This window comes from Shewanella sp. KJ2020, from assembly GCF_024197625.1.
Classification (GTDB): Bacteria; Pseudomonadota; Gammaproteobacteria; order Enterobacterales; family Shewanellaceae; genus Shewanella.
The window spans coordinates 22,309-46,188 of the sequence record NZ_JAKUKD010000010.1 but is presented as its reverse complement, the minus strand read 5'-3'; the positions used below and the strand labels follow the sequence as shown (position 1 = coordinate 46,188).

General features: G+C 46.2%; 24 protein-coding genes. 14 read left to right on the top strand and 10 right to left on the bottom strand.

What is annotated here, in order from left to right:
- The first annotated feature begins 591 nt into the window (after nt 1–591).
- Nucleotides 592–1,461, top strand: coding sequence for a 4'-phosphopantetheinyl transferase superfamily protein (locus tag MJO46_RS05780; RefSeq protein WP_253988500.1), 870 nt, complete (start codon nt 592–594; stop codon nt 1,459–1,461).
- An 88-nt stretch (nt 1,462–1,549) separates the two neighbouring features.
- Entirely contained in the window at nt 1,550–2,095 is a 546-nt protein-coding gene (locus MJO46_RS05775; protein ID WP_253988499.1) for a hypothetical protein, read from the top strand.
- Nucleotides 2,096–2,248: 153 nt separating this feature from the next.
- Here the strand turns inward: MJO46_RS05775 and queF are convergent, their stop codons facing one another.
- Entirely contained in the window at nt 2,249–3,106 is an 858-nt protein-coding gene (gene queF / locus MJO46_RS05770; RefSeq protein WP_198782843.1) for an NADPH-dependent 7-cyano-7-deazaguanine reductase QueF, read from the bottom strand.
- Nucleotides 3,107–3,165: 59 nt separating this feature from the next.
- Here queF and syd point away from each other — a divergent pair, with 59 nt between their 5' ends.
- Nucleotides 3,166–3,816 carry a SecY-interacting protein gene (gene syd, locus MJO46_RS05765; RefSeq protein ID WP_253988498.1) on the top strand — a complete coding sequence of 217 codons (651 nt, stop codon included), beginning with the start codon at nt 3,166–3,168 and terminating at the stop codon, nt 3,814–3,816.
- A 68-nt stretch (nt 3,817–3,884) separates the two neighbouring features.
- On the opposite strand, the gene MJO46_RS05760 is transcribed toward syd, so the two are convergent.
- Nucleotides 3,885–4,658, bottom strand: coding sequence for a Zn-ribbon-containing protein (locus MJO46_RS05760; RefSeq protein ID WP_253988497.1), 774 nt, complete (start codon nt 4,656–4,658; stop codon nt 3,885–3,887).
- Entirely contained in the window at nt 4,658–5,041 is a 384-nt protein-coding gene (locus MJO46_RS05755) for a hypothetical protein (RefSeq protein WP_253988496.1), read from the bottom strand. The genes MJO46_RS05760 and MJO46_RS05755 overlap by 1 nt, the downstream gene beginning before the upstream one ends.
- 146 nt (nt 5,042–5,187) lie before the next feature.
- Here MJO46_RS05755 and MJO46_RS05750 point away from each other — a divergent pair, with 146 nt between their 5' ends.
- The gene (locus tag MJO46_RS05750) at nt 5,188–5,595 is read left to right on the top strand and encodes a DUF3192 domain-containing protein (RefSeq protein WP_198782847.1); all 408 of its coding nucleotides are present in this window, start codon (nt 5,188–5,190) and stop codon (nt 5,593–5,595) included.
- 27 nt (nt 5,596–5,622) lie between these two features.
- Here MJO46_RS05750 and MJO46_RS05745 read toward each other — a convergent pair whose 3' ends face one another.
- The gene (locus tag MJO46_RS05745; RefSeq protein ID WP_253988495.1) at nt 5,623–5,856 is read right to left on the bottom strand and encodes a DUF2789 domain-containing protein; all 234 of its coding nucleotides are present in this window, start codon (nt 5,854–5,856) and stop codon (nt 5,623–5,625) included.
- Between the two features lie 147 nt (nt 5,857–6,003).
- Between MJO46_RS05745 and MJO46_RS05740 the strand changes: the two genes are divergently transcribed.
- Together MJO46_RS05740 and MJO46_RS05735 are read left to right on the top strand one after the other, a co-directional pair.
- The gene (locus tag MJO46_RS05740; RefSeq protein ID WP_253988494.1) at nt 6,004–6,642 is read left to right on the top strand and encodes a GNAT family N-acetyltransferase; all 639 of its coding nucleotides are present in this window, start codon (nt 6,004–6,006) and stop codon (nt 6,640–6,642) included.
- The gene (locus MJO46_RS05735; protein WP_253988493.1) at nt 6,635–6,940 is read left to right on the top strand and encodes a DUF962 domain-containing protein; all 306 of its coding nucleotides are present in this window, start codon (nt 6,635–6,637) and stop codon (nt 6,938–6,940) included. The genes MJO46_RS05740 and MJO46_RS05735 overlap by 8 nt, the downstream gene beginning before the upstream one ends.
- A gap of 1,642 nt (nt 6,941–8,582) precedes the next feature.
- On the opposite strand, the gene MJO46_RS05730 is transcribed toward MJO46_RS05735, so the two are convergent.
- Both MJO46_RS05730 and MJO46_RS05725 read right to left on the bottom strand, forming a co-directional pair.
- A complete protein-coding gene (locus MJO46_RS05730; RefSeq protein WP_198782851.1) occupies nt 8,583–8,969 on the bottom strand; it encodes a DUF3301 domain-containing protein in 387 nt (128 codons plus the stop codon).
- Complete coding sequence (locus tag MJO46_RS05725; protein WP_253988492.1) at nt 8,966–9,979, bottom strand: DUF3549 family protein; 1,014 nt, start codon at nt 9,977–9,979, stop codon at nt 8,966–8,968. The genes MJO46_RS05730 and MJO46_RS05725 overlap by 4 nt, the downstream gene beginning before the upstream one ends.
- A gap of 160 nt (nt 9,980–10,139) precedes the next feature.
- Here MJO46_RS05725 and MJO46_RS05720 point away from each other — a divergent pair, with 160 nt between their 5' ends.
- The 6 genes from MJO46_RS05720 to MJO46_RS05695 all read left to right on the top strand — a co-directional run bounded on the left by MJO46_RS05720 (nt 10,140) and on the right by MJO46_RS05695 (nt 16,856).
- A complete protein-coding gene (locus tag MJO46_RS05720) occupies nt 10,140–10,460 on the top strand; it encodes a YqcC family protein (protein WP_253988491.1) in 321 nt (106 codons plus the stop codon).
- A complete protein-coding gene (gene truC, locus MJO46_RS05715; protein WP_253988490.1) occupies nt 10,447–11,286 on the top strand; it encodes a tRNA pseudouridine(65) synthase TruC in 840 nt (279 codons plus the stop codon). The genes MJO46_RS05720 and truC overlap by 14 nt, the downstream gene beginning before the upstream one ends.
- A 450-nt stretch (nt 11,287–11,736) precedes the next feature.
- On the top strand, nt 11,737–12,201 hold the full coding sequence (locus MJO46_RS05710; RefSeq protein WP_253988489.1) for a flavodoxin: 465 nt from the start codon (nt 11,737–11,739) through the stop codon (nt 12,199–12,201).
- The gene (locus MJO46_RS05705) at nt 12,153–13,634 is read left to right on the top strand and encodes a PTS transporter subunit EIIC (protein ID WP_253988488.1); all 1,482 of its coding nucleotides are present in this window, start codon (nt 12,153–12,155) and stop codon (nt 13,632–13,634) included. Before MJO46_RS05710 ends, MJO46_RS05705 begins: the two co-directional genes overlap by 49 nt.
- 301 nt (nt 13,635–13,935) lie before the next feature.
- The gene (gene purU / locus MJO46_RS05700) at nt 13,936–14,751 is read left to right on the top strand and encodes a formyltetrahydrofolate deformylase (protein ID WP_253988606.1); all 816 of its coding nucleotides are present in this window, start codon (nt 13,936–13,938) and stop codon (nt 14,749–14,751) included.
- 173 nt (nt 14,752–14,924) lie between these two features.
- The gene (locus MJO46_RS05695; protein WP_253988487.1) at nt 14,925–16,856 is read left to right on the top strand and encodes an HD domain-containing phosphohydrolase; all 1,932 of its coding nucleotides are present in this window, start codon (nt 14,925–14,927) and stop codon (nt 16,854–16,856) included.
- Between the two features lie 123 nt (nt 16,857–16,979).
- Here MJO46_RS05695 and MJO46_RS05690 read toward each other — a convergent pair whose 3' ends face one another.
- The 4 genes from MJO46_RS05690 to map form a co-directional block, all read right to left on the bottom strand.
- Nucleotides 16,980–17,333: a DUF3718 domain-containing protein gene (locus MJO46_RS05690; protein WP_253988486.1), complete on the bottom strand. Its 354-nt coding sequence runs from the start codon at nt 17,331–17,333 to the stop codon at nt 16,980–16,982.
- A 232-nt stretch (nt 17,334–17,565) separates the two neighbouring features.
- Nucleotides 17,566–18,390, bottom strand: coding sequence for a 2,3,4,5-tetrahydropyridine-2,6-dicarboxylate N-succinyltransferase (gene dapD / locus MJO46_RS05685; protein ID WP_007646778.1), 825 nt, complete (start codon nt 18,388–18,390; stop codon nt 17,566–17,568).
- A 34-nt stretch (nt 18,391–18,424) separates the two neighbouring features.
- On the bottom strand, nt 18,425–20,998 hold the full coding sequence (gene glnD / locus MJO46_RS05680; RefSeq protein ID WP_253988485.1) for a bifunctional uridylyltransferase/uridylyl-removing protein GlnD: 2,574 nt from the start codon (nt 20,996–20,998) through the stop codon (nt 18,425–18,427).
- Between the two features lie 21 nt (nt 20,999–21,019).
- Nucleotides 21,020–21,820: a type I methionyl aminopeptidase gene (gene map / locus MJO46_RS05675; protein WP_253988484.1), complete on the bottom strand. Its 801-nt coding sequence runs from the start codon at nt 21,818–21,820 to the stop codon at nt 21,020–21,022.
- Between the two features lie 309 nt (nt 21,821–22,129).
- Between map and rpsB the strand changes: the two genes are divergently transcribed.
- The gene (rpsB, locus tag MJO46_RS05670) at nt 22,130–22,858 is read left to right on the top strand and encodes a 30S ribosomal protein S2 (protein ID WP_037458301.1); all 729 of its coding nucleotides are present in this window, start codon (nt 22,130–22,132) and stop codon (nt 22,856–22,858) included.
- Between the two features lie 120 nt (nt 22,859–22,978).
- Complete coding sequence (tsf, locus tag MJO46_RS05665) at nt 22,979–23,830, top strand: translation elongation factor Ts (RefSeq protein ID WP_198782861.1); 852 nt, start codon at nt 22,979–22,981, stop codon at nt 23,828–23,830.
- The last annotated feature ends 50 nt before the right edge of the window (nt 23,831–23,880 follow it).

Genomic DNA, 23,880 nt, shown 5'->3' with positions numbered 1-23,880 from the left:
ATTTTGGCTGAGTCAGCTGTGGCACTCTTGACGAACATAGTGACACTCATAGTAAAACCTGTGCTTATCATCTGTGTCACTTAATGGGGATGCAGATTACCTGAGGTTTCGGGTCGATACAATCATCTGGGACTGGAATTTATTGGCTTTCGTTGAGTAATGGTATTTACTGTGCGTTATGTTGGGTTTTCGCTGACCGCTTGGGCTTTTTAATACTTTGATAGTGGAAGAATTAAATTTTTAGGGGCGATAAAGGCCGCTTTTTTGAGTTCGCAGGGTAAAATAGCCCAATATTGGCTTACGTCCCTTTCGTCATGAATGAGACTGTGCGGCTAAACCTGTTAATTGGGGCGCAAAATCTTGGCGCAACTGCAGCAAAAAATTTGCGCATAGGATGGCGTTCAGGGTCGTTCTAAGAATTGCTCTAATTAGAGTGCAGCTAAGAATTGAACTCGGGCTTAGTTGAAACTATTTAAGATGCTAATGAACTCAAATAATGATGAACCCAGATAAGAATGTTGCTAAGTGCTCTCCAAAAAGCCAGACAATGATAACCATCAGCCGCAAGGCTTTGTCCTGCAAGGCCCTCAAATGACCGACTCTAGAACATCTAGCAAAAACGGCGTGAATGTGGATCTATTTTTTATTCCACTGAGCGATATTTCATTGCCGCAAACATCACTCGCTCAGTCTTGGTTAAGTGATGATGAACTCGCTAAGGTCGTGCGTTATCGCGATCCGAAGGCGCAAATGAAGGGATTACAGGTCAGGGCAGCGTTGCGGGCCGTGTTATCTCGCTATGCGGATTTATCGCCACACGAGTGGTGTTTCGAATATGGTCCTAGAGGCAAACCAAGTTTAACGGCTTCGCAGTGGCAGCAAACTGGATTGGATTTTAATGTCAGCCATAGTGGTGATTGGTTATTGATTGGTGTGACTAAGGCGCTAAAGGCGAGATCTGTGTTATTTGGTGTCGATATCGAAAGATCGCGGCCGAAGACGGATATCTATCCAATCCTAAATCATTATTTTTCTCCCCAAGAAACCGTGGCTTTACTCGCTCTCGCCGATGAAGCGAGCCAGCGGCAGCGCTTTTTCGATTTATGGGCGTTAAAGGAGTCCTATATCAAGGCCACAGGACTCGGTTTAGCGCAGTCGCTTAAATCTTTCGCCTTTGAGCTAAAGCCGTTCGAACAACTGGCAGTCGAATCGCTTGAGCTATCCTGTCAAGATGCCGCATTAAGGCAATCCTGCGGCGTGGCCAATTTGCTGAGTGTCTACCCAAATATCCCGCTGCAAACAATCGATGCAAGTTCATGGTATTGGCAAACCTATTTTGGGCGTTTGACCGAGGAATATCGCTTTGCGGTGAGCTTAGGGCATACAGCTCATGCCGCGCTGCCCATGGGGTTAACCGCGCAGCTAAGCAGCATAGAAACCTTACTCGCTGATTATTATTAACCTGTTTTATTCATCTTCAGTTAAATATTCTTGGGTATAGTTACACTCATAATATTTTGAATTTGAATGGAATAAATGAGGTTTAGCAATGAAGCGGATTAAATGCCTAATACCTGCCACTATGCTGGTGTTGCTATCTGGCTGTGGCTATTTTGGTGGCGATGAAAAGCAGCAATTAGAGCAGGCTTGGTTGGCCAAAGATCCACAGTTACAGCAAGTGGTTGAGCAAATTCGTGCCAATGGATTAGATGTAGTGGCGCAAAGCGCGGCGGCGGGAACTGTTTCTGCCTGTGTGGCTGAAAAACTCAGCCAAGATCCGCTTGGCAAGTTAGTCAATGTTGAAGGCTCGCTGGTGGAGTCGGCTAAGGTGGCTGAATTGCTGGGTGACTTACAGAAAGTGATGGAGCAGGACGTGAGTTTTGATCAGGTCGCGAGCTTGCTACAAAAGGGCGCCGATGCGGCGGCTTATGCAAAAAGCCTTATCGATCAACAAGGTTTAGAGCAAGCAATCCAAAGTCTTAAACAAATGGCGGTGGCTAGTCAGCAATTTGCCCAGCAGGATTTAGGCGCGCATTTCCAGCAATTATTGCTTGAATGTAAAACCGTGGCTCCAGAGCCTGCCTCTGGGAATTAATTCTGGGTTTGAATTTAGCAAGATTAGTTACGAAGCTTACTGCTTCAGGCCAGTACAAAAACGGTAAATGAAAAAGCGCTGAGTCTGGCTAGCCACGAGGGCGAGTGATTCAGCGCTTTTTCCGTTTTTAATCTCAGTTTTAGTGCCCGTTAATTACTGTCTTGCGAGTCTGTGGCTTTCGCCTGGGTGCTCAAAATCACTGCGATAAGGGTTGATATCTAAGCCGCCACGGCGCGTATAACGGGCGTACACGGTTAACTTAGTGCAATGGCAGTAGCGTTTTAAATCGACAAAAATCCGCTCGACACATTGCTCGTGGAACTCGTTATGTTGGCGGAAAGAAATCAAATAGCGCAGCAGTTTCTCGCGATCGATTTTGGGCCCTTGATAACGGATCATGACACTACCCCAGTCGGGTTGCGAAGTGATCAAACAGTTGGATTTCAGCAGGTTTGAATTAAGCGTTTCTGCGACGGTTTGCTTATCGTCCGTGCTGTTTTCTAAGTAATCAGGATTAAAACTATAATCGCTGACTTCAATATCGAGATCGTCAATGCAGGTGCCTGGCAGTTCTATAATACGTTGAATACCAAAACTTTTAGGCTCGATAATCTTAACTGTGACCTCACCTTGAGCGCACTGACTTAAGTCCTGCACTAAGGTTTTTTGGACGGCATCGATACTGTCGAATTTGGTCTGATTAAAGCTGTTTAAATACAATTTGAAGGATTTCGACTCAATCAGATTCAGGCTTTCATAGCTTAAATGAAATTCAGCTATGGCTACCATAGGCTTACCTTTTGCATTCAGCCAAGACAGCTCATAACCGGTCCAGATATCGGCGCCATGAAAGGGCAAGGTCCCAGTCAGTGCAATCGCATTACGGTTTAGTGAGCGCGGAACCCCTTGCAGCAGCGATGCATCATACTCAGCTTGGTAGTCGGTGGCTTTACCTAACGTTAGCCCAACAAGCTCTTTTGCATCACTATAGGGATCGTGATTCTGTGTCATCAATACTGTTTCCATGTCAAAATAGGCGCACATTATACCTGAAATTGGATTGTGCTTAAGTGTCTTGTCTGTCTGCCCTCGATAAATTTTTGCAAAATTATCATCAAGCTTACCTAACTACTTTAGGTGAATTACCGCGATATTACCCGCAGGGGGAAGCATCTTTATGTATTCAAGGTGAGTTTTTGCCTGATGAGGGTGAGGCCGTTGCGTGGAAGCCTATTAAACGTGATGAGCAGGGCAGTTTTGTTAACCTCGAACAGGCACTCGAGTTAAGTCTCTGGCCCGATATCAATGTGTTTTACGGCCAGTATTTTGCGGCCCCTTTGCTATTTGACTCCCAGTGGGGCACCGGCGAATTGTTGCAGGCGTGGAATGAGGATGATTTTAACTGTTTGCAACAGAATATCATTGGTCACTTGATGATGAAGAAACAACTCAAACAGCCACCAACTTGGTTTATCGGCCTTTTAGACGATGGCGATAATATGCTGACGGTCAATAATGCCGATGGTAGCGTTTGGATCGAGATCCCAGGTGAGATCCCCTCCCAGCAATTGTCGCCAAGTTTGGCGGAGTTTATTGGGGCGTTATCGCCACGGATAGCACCGCCGGTAAAACATGAAGAACTCCCTATGCCCGCATTAGAACATCCGGGGATTTTTTCCAGCTTTAAACGTATGTGGCACAACCTGACGGGTAAGCGCTAAGACAGTTGATGATTGCACTGCAAACTCGATATGAGGATTATGAGCGAGTTTGCAGTGCAGAAAGATGACTATTGATGATCCCAGGATAGGTTAGACACTATGCGGCAAGGCTCGCAGCGAAAGTGGAACATATCCAATAGCGGTTCATCGAGCCTCCAATCTTGACTGCCACAACGAGGGCAGGGGCGCGCCATTTCTGAGGTGAGATCTTTACCGCCGACGCGATATAAATAGTAATAGGTCGGGATCTGAGTGAGATATTCGATACGGCCGCGTAAATCCCAACCTCTGCGAAATAAATCACTGTCTGGACTCGATAATTCCTCAAGCGCGGCAAATTCGGCTTTAGTGGCCGCCGCCATTTGCAGCTCGTCACAGGCTTGCCATTCACTCTGCCAACGAATAATTCGCTTATGGTCGCCATTAAAGGTGGCGGGTATACGGTACAGGGGAATAGGCAATAAATTGTCGCCACTGCGCAGCGGCGAGCACATATGTACATAACTGGTATACAGCAATTGCCAGCTTGGGATATCGGTATTGCTGACCTCAGAATTGATATCTTGCCCGATAAACTTTTCCCGCGGCGCGAGTAGCTTAGCTTCGGTTAATTCGGCTAAGGCTTTTTTCACCCAAGGGCTGTGGTATTTGTGTGCTAGGCTGTTATTTTCAGGCGTTAATAGCCGCACTCGAAACTCACCGTCATTAAAGGCGACCACAAATTCCCGTCCTAATACTTGGCCATTGGCTCTATAGGCCTCAAGGAGCTGATTAATGGCCTTCTCGGCAGCAGAAATCGTGGTATCGGCAAAGCATTCGAAGCGCAGTTCAGTGACAAACATTAAGCTGTTTTTCCTTTTGATTCTAATAAGCTGATGCGTTGTTTTAGCTCAAGCAGTTCGTTTTTTAATTGCATGATTTCTGCTTTTTGCTGCTCAGCATGGCGCTCAAAATGGGTTTGTTGCATCTGCAGGCGATCGGCGAGCATCGTAAGGGTTAAGGTATCGCTAGTTGTCGCTGCTTCTGTTGTTGAGCTGATGGTTGGCAACTCAGCTAAGCGCTCACGTTCCGCTTTTGGCATAGATTTAAATTGCTGTAAACCTTGGATCAATATAGGTAAAGGCAGACTGTTACCTAGGCGAGTTTTAATTAAGGCTAAGCTTGGGACTTTTCCGCTGGCCTCGAGCGCACGTGCCGCAGCCAATACTTGGTCAATGGGACTCATAATGAGTGAAATTCCTTAATTCGAGTTGTCATTTACACTAACTCCCTGCATGTGAAATTGATTTTGTTTTTAATTAACAATGCATTATATTTTTGGCGTGTATTTTGCTTTTGCAGCATCTCAATAACAATTACACAGGAAGTCATATGATGAATACGAGATTTAATCGCAAACTTATCGCAGTTACGTTTTTAGGGCTTGCAAGCTTAGGTCTTAGCGGCTGCGTGGTCAATGTTGGCGATGGAGAATCGGGTTGGGATAGCAGTGAATCATGGGAAAAAGTGCAGGAAAAGAACCGCAATAATTTAATTAAACTCAGCCTTGGCATGAGTAAAGACCAAGTTATGACCCTAATGGGAACCGCTGATTTGAGCGAAGCTTATATTCAACAAAGTGCTCAGCAAGGTGAAGCCAATAAAGAAGTGTTAGTGCTTTTTTATCGTACCCAACATACCCATAGTGACGGTAAAACCACTAAGGACGAATGTACCCCCATCGTCCTTAGCAATAATGCGTTAGTGGGCTGGGGTGATACAGCCTATAGCAAAATCTAACCGAGCCTAGCCGCAAAGTCTGCGAGATCAGGGCTTTCTGAGCTGAGTATCCAGCTGTTCAATAAGCTCAGTCCATTGGGCATCGGCTTCTAGGGCTTCGATAATGAAGCTCTTCTGGGCCGATGTCCAAAAGGACGCTTGGCTTAAGTGTATGTGTGGCGCTAATTTATGGGTCGCGATAAATTGCACTATGGCTGCGGGATGATTATCCAATCCCAGTTGTTCAAATAAATGCGCTAAGTTTACGGGTGTGGTATCCATTTGTTATGCCTTTCCAATAGGTGCCTTAACTTAGGGTATGCGACTCGCTGAAAAATGCAATTTATGATTAAAATTTGCACTTTCTTGTTTCCTTGTTACATTGATTAGTACTCATAAGAGTGTGATCTAAATCAAGGAATTCTAATAATGGACAATAAAACCTTGGACGAGTGTCGTGCCGTTTATTTGACCGCCGAAGATTTACGTGTTGCCGCATCAATTCTTTATAATGCCTACCATGATGATCCCTTCTTTGTCGAAGCGCTCGCAACTTCTGACAAGTTTGCCTACGAACAAAAACTGCGCGCCGCCATTCGTGAAGAACTCAATACGCTATGGCAACAAAAACAAGCGTTAATAGGGTTGTTTGATCAAGAACGTTTAGTGGGCGTGGCCTGTGTCGCGACTCAAGAAGTGCCACTTGGGGAAGGGCGCTATTGGCATTGGCGTTTAAAAATGTTGCTGGGTACGGGATGGCAATCGACCCAAGCTATAATGAAAAAAGAGTCGACAATTATGGAATTGTTACCTAGCAACCGATGTGGGATCTTGCAGTTTATTGCTTTAGCTTTGAATGAACAGGGCAAAGGCTTAGGTCATCAGCTCGTACAAGCGGTTGTAAGTTGGTGTGATGAACAGCCCGAACTCGATGGTATCGGGGTTTTTACGACTCAAGAAAGCCATACGCATTTATTAACTCAGCATGATTTTGTCTCACTGGGCGAATTGGTTATTGGCAGTGTGCCAGGGCAATTATTATTTTATGCGGGTCAGCAAGATGAATGAGCGATACAAATGTTTTGCCGATTTTTATCCCTTTTACCTCTCGCAGCACCAAGACAAAACGTGTCGGTGGCTGCACTTTATCGGCAGCAGCTTAGTATTGCTGTTACTTGTGGGCGCCATAGTCACCCATAACGGCTGGCTATTATGGTTTATTCCTGTGGTGGGTTATGGATTTGCATGGGTTGGGCACTTCATTTTTGAGAAAAATCGACCCGCGACATTTCAATATCCTTTGTATAGTTTGATGGGCGATTGGGTGATGTTTGCACAGATGCTGCGCAACTTATTGAAGCGCTAAAGAATCTATACAAGTGAGATGCTCATCCCCTTGTGAGATATTGCTTACAAAGACTGTAGGATAAAATGTTTTCTTTTGGATTGTTTTGTCATCTGTGTTTTTAAAAATATTTTTTAATCAATATCTTAAGTTAAGAATGTTCTCGGCTGTGCAAATTTTAAACTGAGGTGTGTTCTTCTCACGAAACAAAAATAACAGGATTGGCGTAGAATTTATTCATCGCCAAAGCAGATGGATAGCATGGATTGCAAAACAGGCGAAAGGGACGCAGGAGGCTACAAATTTAGGTTCTTGGATTTGAACCTGTGGCGGTAGGAAAACTGTCATCTGCCTAAGATAGGCTAAGGAAAAGCAGGGTTGCTTGTTCATGGATGATAATAGGACAGCGCACTTGTCAGGATGATAGGTTTCAGGATGAATACAGGACGGGCTTAAGGATTAAGCTTCTCGGTGCAGGAAGTATCGAGATAATGGATAGTATTAAGGGATAGTGTTAAAGGATAGTATAAGGGTGAACAGCTTGTACTCAATTCATGGAAGATACATCAGCAGGATGCAGGTGCAATAGGATTAGGTCATAGGATGTGACAGGCTCCGAGCGGGACGATTCGGATTAAGGGACTGAGTGTTAAAACACTGATTAGTTCAGGGATGACAGGAAGCAAGCATACGCATGGACGGTGCAGGGAGCACGAATCGAGCAGGAAGGCTTACAAAGGATAAATGGGGCGCACTAAGTGCGCCCTTTCTTTTTTAACTGAGTCACAGTCTGTCATTAGCCACTGGAGCCGTAATCTCAGAGAAACTGGTGGGTGCGTCAAAATGTCTATGTCTAACAAGCGCCAGCTGTAAATTAAATCCGTTAACTGACTTTTGCTCTTTTATACGGTTATTTACGTCTAATTTAATCTGCCGATCCATTAGTCAGCCTGCCAAATTCATTGCGAAGGATAAAAACTGCCAATCTCTTTGTGAGATATGTCTCACAAGCATGTAAGTAATTTGTAAATTGTTCGACTGACAAAAGCCGTCACATTTTCATCAAATATTATTTAATCAGTATGTTAAGTTTGATTTTGAATTGTGTCGTTAATATTGCAGTGGATTTTTTTATTTTCAGCAGCGTAAGCCTCACCACGACTGTCGTAAACTTCATTTGTAGATGGAACTACAGACAACAGGATGTTAGCGGTCAGGATGACTGGGCAGTGTTTAAAGGATGAGCACTTAAGGAGTGAGATGGAGATAAGCTTTCAGGATGAGAGCGCATAGACTCCACGGAAGGGCAGACTATCAAGGACAGATAGCCTAGTTGCATAGGACTGCAATGGCACATGGAGTGCAGTAGAAGGGATGCTTCAATACCTATTTCAAGGATGATGGTGGAACCGCTCAGGAAGGAGCAAGCTTGGTATAAGGAACGCCAAGAGATAGGGAAGTACTTAGGTACAGGGAAATATCAAGGATTGAGCAAGGATGTGCAGGATGCCTGTTTACGCATGGATGGTGCAGGGAGCACAATAATAGCGGGATAGCTTAACAGAGAACAGAAGGGCGTGATCTTAGGATCGCGCCCTTTCTTTTATGGGGATTGGTGACTTGGTTTGACTATCGAGACTGAGCTTTTTCGAGAGTCAGTCGCTTAGTGGCACTTGCCTGAGCTACAGCCGCTTTGCGTACCACAACCGCCAAATTTACCCTGCGCTGTAGGCGCTTCATGCCATTCTGGTTCAGGGAAGATTGGCCACTCAATTTTTTGAATTTTTTTGCCGAGCATCCAAATATGACCACTGTATTGGTTGATACCGTCGGTACTAAATTCAAATAAATATTTAGCTTTCCAGCATATTCCTGTCGTCCCACCTAGACTTGGGCGGGCGGTTTCCATTGCAATCGCTAGGAGCTGAACTTTTTGCCGACAACATTCTTTCTCGGCAAAAATACGGCTTAATTCTGCCATTTGTCTTAGTTGCCAAAAGAATGCGGCAATCACGACCAATGCAATAATTAACAGTAAATCTGACATCATTTGCTTGCTGCCTTAAACAAACCACCTATGGCCTGTGATAGTTGAACGCTACGATTGGGATTTCTTAATTCACCTAGTAATTGATTGCGTAAACTAGGGATAGCCACAATATCAGCAAAGACCTGATTAAAAAAGGCTTGGGGTTGAAGGGCGAGTGCTTCTAAGTAAATACTGCGACTCACCTCTTGCTTTAGTACTGTCCAATTACGTCCTGCGATACTGAGCAGGCTATTGGCGTCTAGCTGTGATGCTTGATGCAAATGAATAAATGCCTTTTGGCTTAACTCGTTATTGGAGGCTAATGCGCGAAGAAAATAGGTTTTGTATTCAACTGGGGCCAAGGTGAACTTGTCAAAAATTTTGTTGGCAAGTGCTGGGCTTAAATGCACATGCTCTAAACATTGGCAAAGGGCGATTTGCACTTCCATTGCTGCCGTATCAAAACTGGCAACAATGTGTGCCTCATGGTCTTGGTCATTAACTCGTACGCATACATCGGCAATTCCTTGCATACCTACCTGTTGCCATTGGCTGGGAGCGATTTGGCCAGCAAGGTATTGCATTGCAAATTCATACTGTGTTGATGCCCTTTGTCCCAATTGCTTACGTACTAATGCATTGAATACCGCTAATTTTTCTTGGCTTGGTTTAAAGCTAAAAGGATTGTTGGCTAAACGTTCTTGCTGCTCATCACTTAGTGGTTGGGTGGGATCTTGTCCTAGGGCCGATAACACCATTTCGATAAATTGTGACCGAGGCGCGGGCGACAGTAATCCCTGTTCATCTAACGCCAGTTTTAGGAACCAGATAAAATGCTGCTGGCTCGCATCCCAAAATACAATGGCAAATTGCGCATGTCCCTGTATTGGATAAGGATAAGGAGTTGCAAGGGATTCGATTTGATGAAACGCCAGCAGATCAATATGTTGCACCCTGCGACCTAGGTCATACACTTGAAACTGGGTTTTGGCTGTGGTTAAAAATTGGCTAAGAGTAGTAATTTCAGTCATTTGGCTACAATATCATCAAAAAGGCTCAATAAATGGGTGACATTATAGGGGGAAGTGCGTCTGGATGGTATGATTGCCGGACTTTAATCGACCGAATGAGCGTGCAGGCATCTTGGGGATGTCGCTATCCCGCGCTAAATGTGCAGTGGATTTGAAATCAATGTTATATAGTCAAACGCGAACAAAACTAGCGCAAATATCCGATTGCTTACGTCAAGCAGGGTTATGGTCAACCACAGCCCCCTCCGCGCAGGCCATGGAAAGCACTGCCCCTTTTGCCTGTGATCTTATGCCCTTGGAACAATGGTTACAGTTTATTTTTATCCCCCGCATGCAAGCGCTGATTGACGCCGGGCAGCCATTACCCTCGCAGATTGCTATTGCTCCAATGGCACAGCATGTGTGGCAAAACATGGGCCAATTACAGTTGTTAATTGGTGTCTTAAACGAATTGGATATGTTGTTAAATGAACCAAGATGATGCATGGCTGGATATGCCCGATGCTGCACTAGACACAGCCACCCAAGGTGACTGTGATGAGCAAGCACCTGAGTTGACTATTTTATTTGAAGATGAACATATAGTTGCGATCCATAAGCCCGCAGGCTTACTCGTTCACCGTAGTTATTTGGCCCGCCGTGAGCGTTTTTTTGCTATGCAGTTGACCCGGGATTTAGTTGGTTGCCATGTATTTCCTGTGCACCGTTTAGACAGGCCTACTTCCGGTGTATTAGTGTTTGCCAAAAGTAGCGAGATAGCCAATAACCTCTGTGAACAATTTGCTAATCATACGGTTGAAAAACAATATCTTGCGCTAGTTCGCGGCAATATGCATGAGTCTGGTGTGCTCGATTACGCCCTCAAAGTCGAACTCGATGAAGTGGGGGATAAATACGCAAGCCAAGATAAAGCGGCGCAGGATGCCGTGACTGCCTATGAGCCTTTGCTCAATGCGGAAATTCCATTTCCTTCAGGCCGATACCCAACGAGCCGTTTTGGGTTAGTGCGTCTTTGCCCTAAAACGGGTCGCAAGCATCAACTTAGAAGGCATATGGCCCATTTGCGTCATCCTATTTTAGGTGACACCACCCATGGTGATGGCAAACAGAATGCCTTTTTCCGGGAACATTTTGGCTTGAATCGCCTGTGGCTTATCGCTAAAAAACTCACCTTTACACACCCCGTAACCCAAACACGGATCAGCATTGAAACTGAGCTTGAGCCACAATGGGAGCAGGTATTTTCCGGTCTTGGTTGGGATGATGCCGTACTCAGCCAAGAGCCGACACTCTTGATTGCTAAATAGTTGATTGCTAAGGACGAGCAAAAACCTGTCTAGAGTGGGCGGAGTGGCTTATCGAGCATCTTTTATATTATCTATCTGGGATTGATCAAAGTGAGACTGGTCAGGGCAATTCGTTAAGCACCTATCTACACCTGTATTGTTATCAGTCTTGTATGATGGAAGTATTTGTTACCTGTGGACACAGCTTTTGCATCATATTGGCTAAGGTTGAAAAACCGGGTGTGGAAGCGAGTGGGGATTGAAGGTCCTGCTGGGCGGCGTGGAAGTAGTGCTTACGTCTAGTTTTGGTGGTTTTGTGATGCTGCTTGAGGTGTTTTAGCCTAGTGGTCTGTCGCATCCGTCGCCTTCCTCATGCTCAATAACTTGATTTATAAATATTTTACGTCGTTACTTGCCCTAAAGCCTGAGAATAAAGTAAGTTCAGCTTAATAGTGCAGAATGGAGTATACCATGAAAAAGGTGAATCTGGTGTTTGGCACTGTGTATGGTAGTGCACAGTTTACGGCCGAAACCTTAGAAAAGGCATTAATTCAACTCGGTTATGGGGCAAAACTATGGCAACCGGACGAGATTGCCCATTTCACTCCACCCCAGGATGAGTTGTTAGTGGTGGTGACCTCGACTACGGGGCAAGGTGATTTGCCCGATGATATTCAGCCTTGGTTTTATCACTTAAAAAATACCGCTCCCTATTTACCCGATCTTAAATTCAGTGTGATTGCACTTGGGGATTCGAGTTACGAGACTTTCTGCGGTGCGGGTAAGTCGGTCGATGAGTTACTGATTGAATTAGGTGCTAAACCAATTCTTGAGCGCCTTGAAATCGATGCCTGTGAAACCATGGAACCTGAGGTAGAAGCAATAAAATGGCTGGAACGTTGGAATCAAGTCGTCAAGTCCGAGCTCGCCGCTTAGGTCACTTTGTCACTCAACAATGGTTTAAATTTGCTCAGCGCCTAAGCCAAGCGTTACTCATTCCTATTGCTATTTTGCCGGCGGCAGGAGTGATGTTGGGGTTAACCGTAAGCCCGATTCCTTTTATGCCCGCCGAACTTACCGTGTTGATGTTGGCTGTGGGTAAGCTGATTTTCGCCATTATGCCTATGTTGTTTGCGGTGGCTGTGGCCATAGGTTTTTGTCGCGATCAAGGCATTGCCGCATTTACCGCCGTGTTTGGATACGGGGTGATGACGGCAACCCTAGCGGCCCTCGCCGATCTATACCGACTTCCAACCCAGCCCTTACTTGGGATGGAGACTTTAGATACTGGCATTGCGGGTGGTATGTTGCTCGGCGGTATCACTTGTCTTGCGGTGCGTTGGAGCCAATATATTCAATTGCCAGCCATTTTTTCCTTCTTCGAGGGACGGCGCAGCGCATCTTTACTGATTATCCCTTTAGCCATGGGCTTAGGTTATGGGCTTGCCCATGTTTGGCCACCCCTGTCACTTCTGATTGAGCAAGTGTCGGACTGGGCCGTATATCAGAAGCCCGCCATTGCGTTTGGTGTGTATGGTGCGCTAGAGCGCTTGCTCATTCCCTTAGGGCTACATCATATTTGGAATGCGCCTTTCTATTTGGAAGTGGGACAATACCAATTACAGGGGGCGGAAGTTATCCGTGGCGAAGTGGCGCGCTATTTAGCGGGCGATCCCCAAGCGGGCAATCTTGCCGGCGGCTATTTGATTAAAATGTGGGGGTTGCCGGCGGCGGCCCTTGCCATATGGCGCTGCGCCGATAGGTCTGAGCGCAATCGTGTGGCGGGCATTATGCTCTCGGCCGCGGCGGCGAGTTGGTTGACTGGGGTGACTGAACCTATCGAATTTGCCTTTATGTTTGTGGCACCGGTTTTATTTTTAATTCATGCGTTACTCTCAGGCCTTGCCTATTCGGTGTGCATTCTGCTCGATATTCACCACAGCATAGTGTTTTCCCACGGGCTGGTGGATTTTTCGCTGTTGTTTTCCCTTTCTCGCAATACCAGTTGGTTTATTTTCCTTGGCCCATTAACGGCAATAATTTATTACCTTTTGTTTAGATTGAGTATTTTAGCCTTTAATTTAAAAACTCCCGGTCGACTCGAACGACAAGAGCATCAAGGGGCTAAGGAGAGTTTAAGGGCGATCATAGCTGCACTTGGCGGAAGAGAGAATATTGTTGAATTGAATGCCTGCTTAACCAGATTGCGCTTAAGTGTGCATAAACCTGAGTTGGTAAATAAAGTACGTTTGAGCCAGTTAGGGGCCAAGGGTGTGATTGTGATGGGAAAAGGTGTCCAAGTGGTATATGGCACTAAGGCTGAAACCCTGCGAAAAGTGTTGCAGCGCTATTTGGATACTCGCCGTTAAGTCTATTGAATTTGATCAATATTGGCCGAGATATCCGCCGATCCTTAGTGTGGTATTCATTTGCTTGCCTCAATATTGCTCCCATCGCCTTAGATTCCCCAAATTTGTGGCTTAAATTTTGAGGGTTATCGAATGAATCCTCTGAAATATCGGTTTTATCTCGTTATTTGTTAGATTTTCTGCTGTTTGATGTAATGAGCTATGGCACACTCGAATGAGGGACCATAGAGGAGATCAGATTTTGCAGTCACAGCATGAACAAGCATTGAAAGCTCGGCTAGTCTTAGCCCGTAAAATCCTAATGACAGATTGTGCCGATGCCCAAGGGCTTATCGCTAAGATCACGGGCGTTTGTTTTAACCATAAACTCAATATCATTAAAAACAGTGAGTTTGTGGATAATGCCCAGGGGCGATTTTTTATGCGCACTGAGTTAGAAGGGATATTCGATAGCGAACAGTTACTGCAGGATCTGCGGGATGTACTGCCAGCACAGAATCATATGACCTTAGTCAGTGCCGGTAAAAAGCGCATTGTGGTGCTGGTGACTAAAGAAGCGCACTGCCTAGGCGATTTACTGATGAAGGCCTATTACGGAGGGCTCAGTGTTGAAATTGCGGCCGTGGTTGGTAATCACGATGCATTGCGGGAACTAACTGAGAAGTTCAATATTCCCTTCCATTTAGTCAGCCATGAAGGATTAGACAGAACGCAACACGAGCAAGCACTGCTTGCCGCTGTATCCCAATACGAACCCGATTATTTAGTATTGGCTAAGTACATGCGGGTATTAACCCCCGATTTTGTGGCGCAATATCCAAATCGCATCATCAATATTCACCACTCCTTCTTACCCGCCTTTATTGGCGCCGCGCCCTATCGTCAAGCCTGGGAGCGCGGGGTGAAGATCATCGGCGCGACCGCCCATTTTGTGAATAATTGCCTCGATGAGGGGCCGATCATTAAGCAGGATGTTATTCCCGTCGATCATAGCTACAGTGCCTTAGAAATGGCGAGGGCGGGGCGGGATGTCGAGAAGAGTGTGCTCAGCAAGGCACTGCAGCTGGTGCTCAATGAGCAAGTGGTTGTTTATGGCAATAAGACCATTGTATTTTAAGGGCGCTTTTCGCTGAAGGTTGGGGCAGCTTAACGTCGGTAGCCTCGCCCCATTGACCCATGGCAATATCCATTTATATATTATCCAATTGTTGAGTAAGCTTTTATGAGAGTATTCTGGTAAGTACCCGTAACGTGTTTATTCAGTGCGCTAGTCATGGATGGGAGTGATGAATGTCAACTAGTCGAAGTCTTATCGTTGGGGTGAAGGATTTACCTGACAATTTAGATCTATCATGGGCGCAACTCGATGGGCAATTTCGAGTCCAGCGCATGAGCCAAGCCTTTTACGCCCGTTGTAAGCGCTCTGCAGCACAAATCATCAATCAGCCACTCTCAGAACTTTTTAGTGCTTTCACTGCTGAACTCTGTGCCGATATTACTCGGCAGCAAAGGCAAATTGTGGGGTTTCAGTTACAAGATGATCAAGGCATGCGATTACATTTTTCGCTGCACTTAGTGCCCAATATGGGCTGGAATTTGATCCTATCCGACACCAATTTTGAAGACCCACAGATTAAAGAATTACACTCGGATTACCGACGTGCGATTCAAGCAAGTGACGCATGGCTGCAACATATTGAAGATGTTATTAAATCCCCCCAAGAAGATGTATTTAAAGTTGCAGTATCTAAAGCCATGTCCTTAACGGGGAGTCATTATGGTTTTATTTTGCTGCATAACGAGAAATTAGGTTCGTTGACGCTGGCTGCGCGTTCCGAATATCCCACTCCTAAGAATAATGCGGCAGATTTTGTTAAAGAAGGTACTCAAGTTGCGGAGCGTGAGTGCCGTTTATGGCTTGAATGTGCCAAAAACTATAAGCCCATTATCCACAACGACAGGGACAATCTGCCACATCGGGTGGATTTTGTATTTGATCAGTTGCTGTTAAATGGCCGCTATATGGCAGTGCCGATTTTATTTCGTGCTCGAATGGTCGGCTTAGTTTGTGTGATAGGCAGGGATGACCCCTATACTCGCAGTGATGCAAGATCTTTGCTTACCTTCGCGAGTATTCTTTGGCATACCATAGAGTTACCTCGGTCATTACGGGCCGTTTCCCGCCAGTCAAAAATCATTAAGGCCCAAAAAGAGCAGTTATCTCATTCATTAACTCAGTTGATCAGCGCGATTTCAGAGGCGCTAGAACTGAAGGATGCCTATACCGCGGGGCATCAAAAATCAGTAGCCCAGCTAAGTTATTTGATTGGCGAAAAGCTTGGCTTAGAACCGCAGCGTTTAGAAGGACTTAAGATAGGTGCCCTAGTGCATGACATAGGGAAGCTCGCCATACCGTCGCAAATCCTCACTAAACCTTCTAAGTTATCCAAGGAAGAGTACGCGTTAATCCAAACTCATCCGCAGCACGGTGCGGAAATCGTTGAAGGTGTGGAGTTCCCCTGGCCAATTAAACAGATGATTTTACAGCATCACGAACGGCTCGATGGCTCAGGTTATCCACTAGGGCTGAAAGATAAGGCCATTCTCTACGAGGCCAAGATCATTGCGGTTGCCGATGTGGTCGATTCAATTCTCTCCCACCGACCTTATCGGCCATCCTTGGGCTTGGCTAAAATGACCGAAGTATTACGGGCGGGCAAAGGTACGCTGTTCGATCCCGAAATAGTGGAAACCTGCTTAGAGATTTTAATTAACCGTGAGCTGAGTATCAGTGATCATATCGGCTCTGCGGCATTAGAACCGGTAGTGAATGTGACACTTGACCATGAGCTTGCCGATATCAAGCGCTTATTAACAGCCGCCCATGCGAAAGTTGCCGTGGTGTTGGATGAAACGCACAAAATCATCGGCATGATCACTCAGCGTCTGTTAGATTACTGGTTGAGTCCCTTAATAGGCACAGCCGCAGAGCGGGAACAGGATAGGGCCTTTCTTCGTAAAAAAGCCCATCAAATTATGGAGCGCTCTGTGCCTATCATCAACGATGTCGCGACCTCTGAGGATGCTTTGCAGCAGCTTAATCAATTGGACATTGAATTTCTTGTGGTCGTCAATAAAGCGCACCAAGCCATAGGTGTCATTGGCTGGCGAGCGATAGCGATGGCAAACAAGGAGCGGCAAGAGGTTGAGCGTTTAATTTGACCTTATTGTTCGCCTGTGCACAGATTACACATTATAAATCAATTAATTAACTAGTTTATTAATAAATCGGTCAGTCAAAAAAAAGGCGCCTGAATGACGCCTTTACAGTGAAACTTAAATGGATTAAAAATTAACGGCATAGACCTCATCCATAGTGTTTGCGGTAATATCTTTAATAGTCACTTGACCTTGCACATAACGTCCTATGCGTTGCGCGGTTTTTTCGGCACCTTGACTCAAGGCGAACTGATGAAAATTTTCACCATTGCAGACTAAACGTGGAAATATTCGTGCTTCATTAATCCGATATTCTTTCATCGTACCATTGAAGGATACCAAGCTATTGCTGGCACCGGCTTTACATACCGCGATGAGGGTATTTTCAAGCTGTGGATCCATTGCTGCAAACGCATGAGTGCTCATACCCAGTGCACAGAATGCGGCTATACCACCTAATTTTGCCAATGTAGATTTCATATTAAGCTCCTTGCTGAGGGATATTCCTTTTTCAGTTAAGTTGCTTTTGGAGGAGTTTGCAGGGGTATTTGGGCGGTCAAGTGTATCTAAATGTTGGATCTGGAACTATGTGTGTCCCTGTGTAACTGCATGTGTTTTTTTGGATAAAAGAGCCGTTAGGATATAAAAAATGCCAAGCAGGGGCTTGGCATCTTAGTAACATTAGCTAACACGAAACATTAAGGATTGAAGGTTAATCAACAATACGCAGTAGCTCGTTGATACCCACTTTACCACGGGTTTTAGCATCCACTTTCTTAACGATAATCGCAGCATAAAGGCTGTACTTGCCACAGGCTGAGGGCAGGTTGCCAGAGACGACAACCGAGCCTGCTGGGACGCGACCATAATGCACTTCGCCGGTTTCGCGATCATAAATCCGAGTGCTTTGGCCGATATACACGCCCATAGAAATCACTGAGCCTTCTTCAACCACTACACCTTCAACAATTTCAGAGCGCGCACCGATAAAGCAGTTATCTTCGATGATGGTTGGGCCCGCTTGCAATGGCTCAAGTACGCCACCAATGCCGACACCGCCAGATAAATGCACGTTTTTACCGATTTGTGCACATGAGCCCACGGTTGCCCAAGTGTCCACCATAGTGCCTTCATCAACATAGGCACCTAAGTTGACGTAGGATGGCATTAACACGGTATTCTTGCCGATGAATGAGCCTTTACGCACTGTGGCAGAAGGCACCACACGAATAGCCTCGGCTTTAAAACGTGCCTCATCATATTCGGCAAATTTTAACGGCACTTTGTCGAAATACTTAGTTTCTGCGCCATCGATAACCGCGTTATCGAAAATACGGAAGGACAGTAATACCGCCTTTTTCAGCCATTGGTGCACATGCCACTGGCCGTCGATCTTTTCGGCGACCCGCACTTCACCTTTGTCGAGCATATTGATGACATGTTGCACATCGCTGCGCACGCTGGCGTCGACTGTGCTTGGTGTGATGTCGGCGCGCGCTTCGAAAGCGGCCTCAATACGTTGGCGTAAAGCCTCCATTTACTTCTCCCACTGGTTTAGTTAATTAAACTGATTAGGTATGGCTTGCGCTAAGGGCGCTGATTAACGCTTCCCTAAGGGTATTTTCTTGGGTTTCATTAAGTTGCAGACCATCATTGGTCTGCAGTATAAAAAAGTCTTCTGCTCGCTCGCCAATGGTAGTGATCTTGGCCGCGAGCAGTGTTGTGTTACAACGGTAAAAAATATCACCCACTTTAGCCAATAGGCCCGGCGTATCTAAGGCGATAAGCTCCATCATACTTGTACCATGGCGACTGCTTTCGAGGAAACTGACTTGTGTTGGCACATTAAAAGGTTTCATCTTACGCGACAGTTTTCTAAAGCGCGGCAGTTTGGGGCTATCGCTCGACAGGGCTTTTTCAAGTGCCTTGCGGATACTTTGGATGCGTGACAACTGGCTTACGGGCTCACCATCCTGCTCTAAAATCACAAAGGTATCGAGGGCATAATTGTCTTTTGAGGTCATGATGTTGGCATCATGGACGTTGATATTTTTATTGTCGAGCACCGCCATCACGGTTGCGAACAATTTTGGCCTATCTTGGCAGTAGACAAATAGCTCTGTGCCGCCGCGGGTAGTGTGCTTAGAGACGAGCACTAAGGGCTCATCCTGTTGTTTATGCTTTAAAATCGCTTCGGCGTGCCATGCGACTTGATTGGGCTGATGGCGTAAAAAGTAATCCGCCTTGAAACGCTGCCACAGGGTATCTAAATCTTTTTCTTTTAGTCCGCGCCGTAGCAGCTCTTTCTTGGCCTTGGCTTGGTATTCGCGCACTCTGGCACGAATATCGACGGGTTTTTCCTTACCGCGGGCGAGTACCCTTTGGGTCGAAAAGTATAAGTCGCGTAGCAGTGAACCTTTCCAGTTGTTCCAGGTTTTTTCGTTGGTGGCGCAGATATCGGCGACGGTTAAGCAATACAGATAACTTAAATGCACCGCATCGCGAACTTTATTGGCAAAGTCGGCCACCACATCGGGGTCGGAAATATCCCGGCGCTGGGCGGTGACAGACATCACTAGGTGATTCTCAACCAGCCAAGCGACTAAACGGCCATCGTGATCGTTTAACCCGTGCAGCTTACAGAAGGCGAGGGCATCGCTTGAGCCCAGTTTGCTGTGATCGCCGCCGCGGCCCTTGGCAATATCGTGAAAGATTGCACCGAGTACCAGTAAGCCCTTTTTCGGCAGTTGGTTGATGAGAATCGAGCCTAAGGGAAATTCTTCTTTTTGTTCGGGCTGGGAGAATCGCTCGATATTCAGCAGCAATCTGTGGGTATGTTCATCGACTGTGTAGGCGTGGAACAGGTCAAATTGCATTTGCCCCTCAATATGGCGCCAGGCGGGTAAATAGGCCGACAGTACGCCGTGTTTATGCATTAAGGACAGGGCTACAATGCCGCGGGGATGACGCAGAATTTCCATAAAGGCTTGGCGACAGAGCGGGTTTTCTTGTAAGGCTTGGGGCTGGGCACGTCTCGCGCGGCGCAGTGATCGCAGTGTGGGTGCGTAAATGCCTTTGATATTGGAGTTTTTTGCCACGTGCACAAACAGACGTACGATTTCTTCGCCACTGTCGAACAAGTCTTCTCGTAGGGCTTCGATAAAGGCGCCGCGGCGTTGGTAGTCATTATCAATCGCTTGGATTTCAAGGGCCTTGGTATGGCCAAGCGTCGCTCGCTTAAACAGTTGCAGCAGCATTTCGTTGAGCTCCATCACCCGGCGAACCGTGCGATAGTAGCGCTTCATCATTTGCTCGACAGCAAGCTGGGTGGCGTCTTCATATCCCATCAATTCAGCGACTTGGCGCTGAACATCGAAGAGTAGACGGTTTTCATCTCTGCCCATGGACATGTGCAGGGCAAAGCGTAGCTTCCATAAAAAGTGCTGACATTCGAGCAGCTCTTCTAACTCGGTGGGCTCCAAAAAGTCGTATTGAACCAATTCTTCAAGCCTTGACGCGCCAAAGTGGCGCATGGCGACCCAGGCGATAGTCTGAATATCCCTAAGGCCGCCCGGACAGCTTTTTAAATTGGGCTCTAAATCGAAGGCGCTGGCCTTGGCATGGCGTGCATTCTGTTCATCCCGTTTGGCGATAAAAAAATCGCTGGAAGTCCAAAAATCACTCTGGCGAATGGCGTCATATAAATGGTCGAATAGGGATTCTGGGCCTGTGATTAACCGCGCTTCCAAAAGATTTGTCGCGATAGTGATATCTTCGCGGCCCAGTCTTAGGGTGTCGTCTAATGTTCGTACGCTGTGGCCGATTTCGAGACTGGCATCCCATAGAAAGGCAATAAATTGACTGAGTGCGGCTTCGGCTGCGGGGGATAAGTCGCCCTCAAACAGAAACAATAAATCAACGTCGGAGTGGGGATGTAACTCCCCACGGCCATAGCCGCCTACGGCAATCAGGGCAATATCGTATTCCCTTAGTCCGTGCTGTTCCCAAGCTTGCTTGACAAGGGAATCGACAAATTGGCAGCGCTGCGTGACGAGCTCTTCAATCGGGGCTTTTGCTTTAAATTTAGCTAAAAGCGTTTGATTTTGTTCTATTAGTGCAAGTTTTGCGAGCTGAGCTGTATTCATCGAGTCCCTTGTTTGGATTATTTAGTGATTGATAAAGCGTGGAAAATCTTCCTCATCACGTAAGGTGAGCACTTCAACACCAGTTTGCGTCACTAATAAAGTGTGTTCCCACTGGGCGGAGTTTTTACCATCGGAGGTGGTTACCGTCCAATTGTCATTGCGATCGAGCACTGTGGTGTGGCGACCGGCATTGATCATCGGCTCAATGGTAAAGCACATACCTGGGCGCAAAATCGTGTTATCACCGTTACGGTAGTGCATGACTTGAGGTTCTTCATGGAAACCGGCACCAATACCATGGCCACAATAATCTTGCACGATGGAATATTTCTCAAGCCCTGTTTTGCTGGCCTTGATGAATTTTTCGATAGTGTTACCAATTTCACCCAGTTTTAAGCCTGGGCGCACCTTACGGATCGCCAAATACAGGCTCTCTTGGGCAATACGGCATAGACGCTTATCTTTCGGACTCACTTCGCCGATTAAAAACATCATTGAGGTGTCGCCGTGGTAACCGTCTTTAATGACAGTGATATCGATGTTGAGAATATCGCCATTCTTCAATGGCGGACTATCATTGGGGATGCCATGGCAAATAACGTTATTCACCGAAGTACAGATTGACTTAGGAAAACCATGGTAATTAAGCGGTGCGGAAATCGCACCTTGCTCTTCGGTGTATTTGGCGCAGATATCGTTGAGCTCATTAGTGGTGACGCCGGCCTTCACATAGGGGGCGATCATTTCTAACACTTGTGCGGCAAGCTTACCCGCTGCACGCATTTTTTCGATTTCTTCTGCTGTCTTAATGACGATACTCATTGCGTTTTCTCTTGTGTCTTCGATGTCTATTGGCCACGCCATCCCTATGCAAAAATTTGTGCTTTAGGGCTATTTGTGGTATAAAGCGCGCCGTTATGTTTAAGTCTTGATGAATTACCCAAGCTCAGCTTTATCTGCTCTTGGGCGATGGCAAAACTAAAGATGGCGGCCATTATACATGGCAATTTGTCTAAATACTAAATCACACACGTGTCGACACATTCTTCGGGGTGCCCTCAGTTATTCTCTGCGGGGTCGAAGACATGGGATACGTGGAGGTCTAACCCCCTAAATTTTAAGGTAATAGAAATGACTACAGTTTCAATGCGCGATATGCTTCAGGCCGGTGTCCACTTTGGTCACCAAACCCGTTACTGGAACCCAAAAATGAAGCCATTCATTTTCGGTGCTCGCAACGGTGTTCACATCATCAACCTTGAGCATACTGTGCCAATGTTCAATGAAGCACTGGCTTTCATCAGCAACGTTGCTTCAAAGAAAGGTAAAGTATTATTCGTTGGTACTAAACGTGCTGCTGGCGAAGCGATCAAAGAAGCTGCTCTGTCTTGTGACCAGTACTACGTTGATCACCGCTGGTTAGGCGGTATGCTGACTAACTGGAAAACCGTTCGTCAGTCAATCAAACGTCTGAAAGAACTGGAAAGCCAATCAGTAGATGGTACTTTCGACAAGCTGACCAAGAAAGAAGCGCTGATGCGTACTCGTGAGCTTGAAAAGCTGGAAAAATCTTTAGGCGGTATTAAGAACATGGGCGGCCTGCCAGACGTATTATTCGTCATCGGTGCTGACCACGAGCATATCGCAATTAAAGAAGCTAACAACCTGGGTATCCCTGTTGTTGCAGTTGTTGATACTAACTCTGCGCCAGATGGTGTTAACTACATCGTTCCTGGTAACGACGACGCGATGCGTGCTATTCGCCTGTACACTACTTCTGTAGCTGCTGCTGCTAAAGCTGGCCGTGGTCAAGATCTGGCTGTTCAAGCTGAGCAAGACGGTTTCGTAGAAGCCGAATAATAATAAGGCGGGATGATTATCATCACCCTTATTAACCAAGATTTTTGATTGGTTAACAGGGGCCATACGGCCCCTGTTTTATATCTGCAAATTAGTCGAATTTTTAGAGAGGATTTAACAATGGCAATTTCTGCTGCCCAAGTTAAAGAACTGCGTGAGCGTACTGGCGCAGGCATGATGGATTGTAAAAAAGCGTTAGAAGAAACCAACGGCGACATGGAGTTAGCAATTGACAACATGCGTAAGTCTGGTGCTGCTAAGGCTGCTAAGAAAGCAGGTAACATCGCTGCTGACGGTACTATCCTGATCAAAAACGGCGAAGGTTTCGCTGTTCTGTTGGAAGTAAACTGCCAAACTGACTTCGTTGCTAAAGATGCTAACTTCTTAGGTTTTGCTAACTCAGTATTAGACGTTGCTGCAGCGTCTAAAGTTGCTTTAGAAGACTTAAAAGCACAGTTCGAAGAAGCGCGTGTTGCTTTAGTTGCTAAAATCGGTGAAAACATCAACGTTCGTCGCGTTGAGTACATCGACGGTGCTAAATTAGCTTCTTACCGTCACGGTGAGCGTATCGGTGTAGTCGTTACCGGTGACGCTGATGACGAAACTCTGAAGCACATCGCAATGCACGTTGCCGCTTCTAAGCCAGAATACGTTAATCCAGAAGACGTTCCAGCTGACGTAGTGGCTCGTGAACAAGCTCTGCAAATCGAAATCTCTATGAATGAAGGCAAGCCTGCTGACATCGCAGAGAAAATGGTTGTGGGTCGTATGAAGAAGTTCACCGGTGAGATCTCTCTGACTGGCCAAGCTTACATCATGGAACCAAAGAAAACTGTTGGCGAATTCTTGAAAGAGAAAGGCGCTAAAGTCACTAACTTCATTCGTTTAGAAGTGGGTGAAGGTATTGAGAAGAAAGAAGAAGATTTCGCAGCTGAAGTTGCTGCTCAAATCGCTGCTTCTAAAAAGGCTTAATCGCCAACGCTAAATACCCCCAAGACCGCAGCAATGGCTGCGGTCTTGTT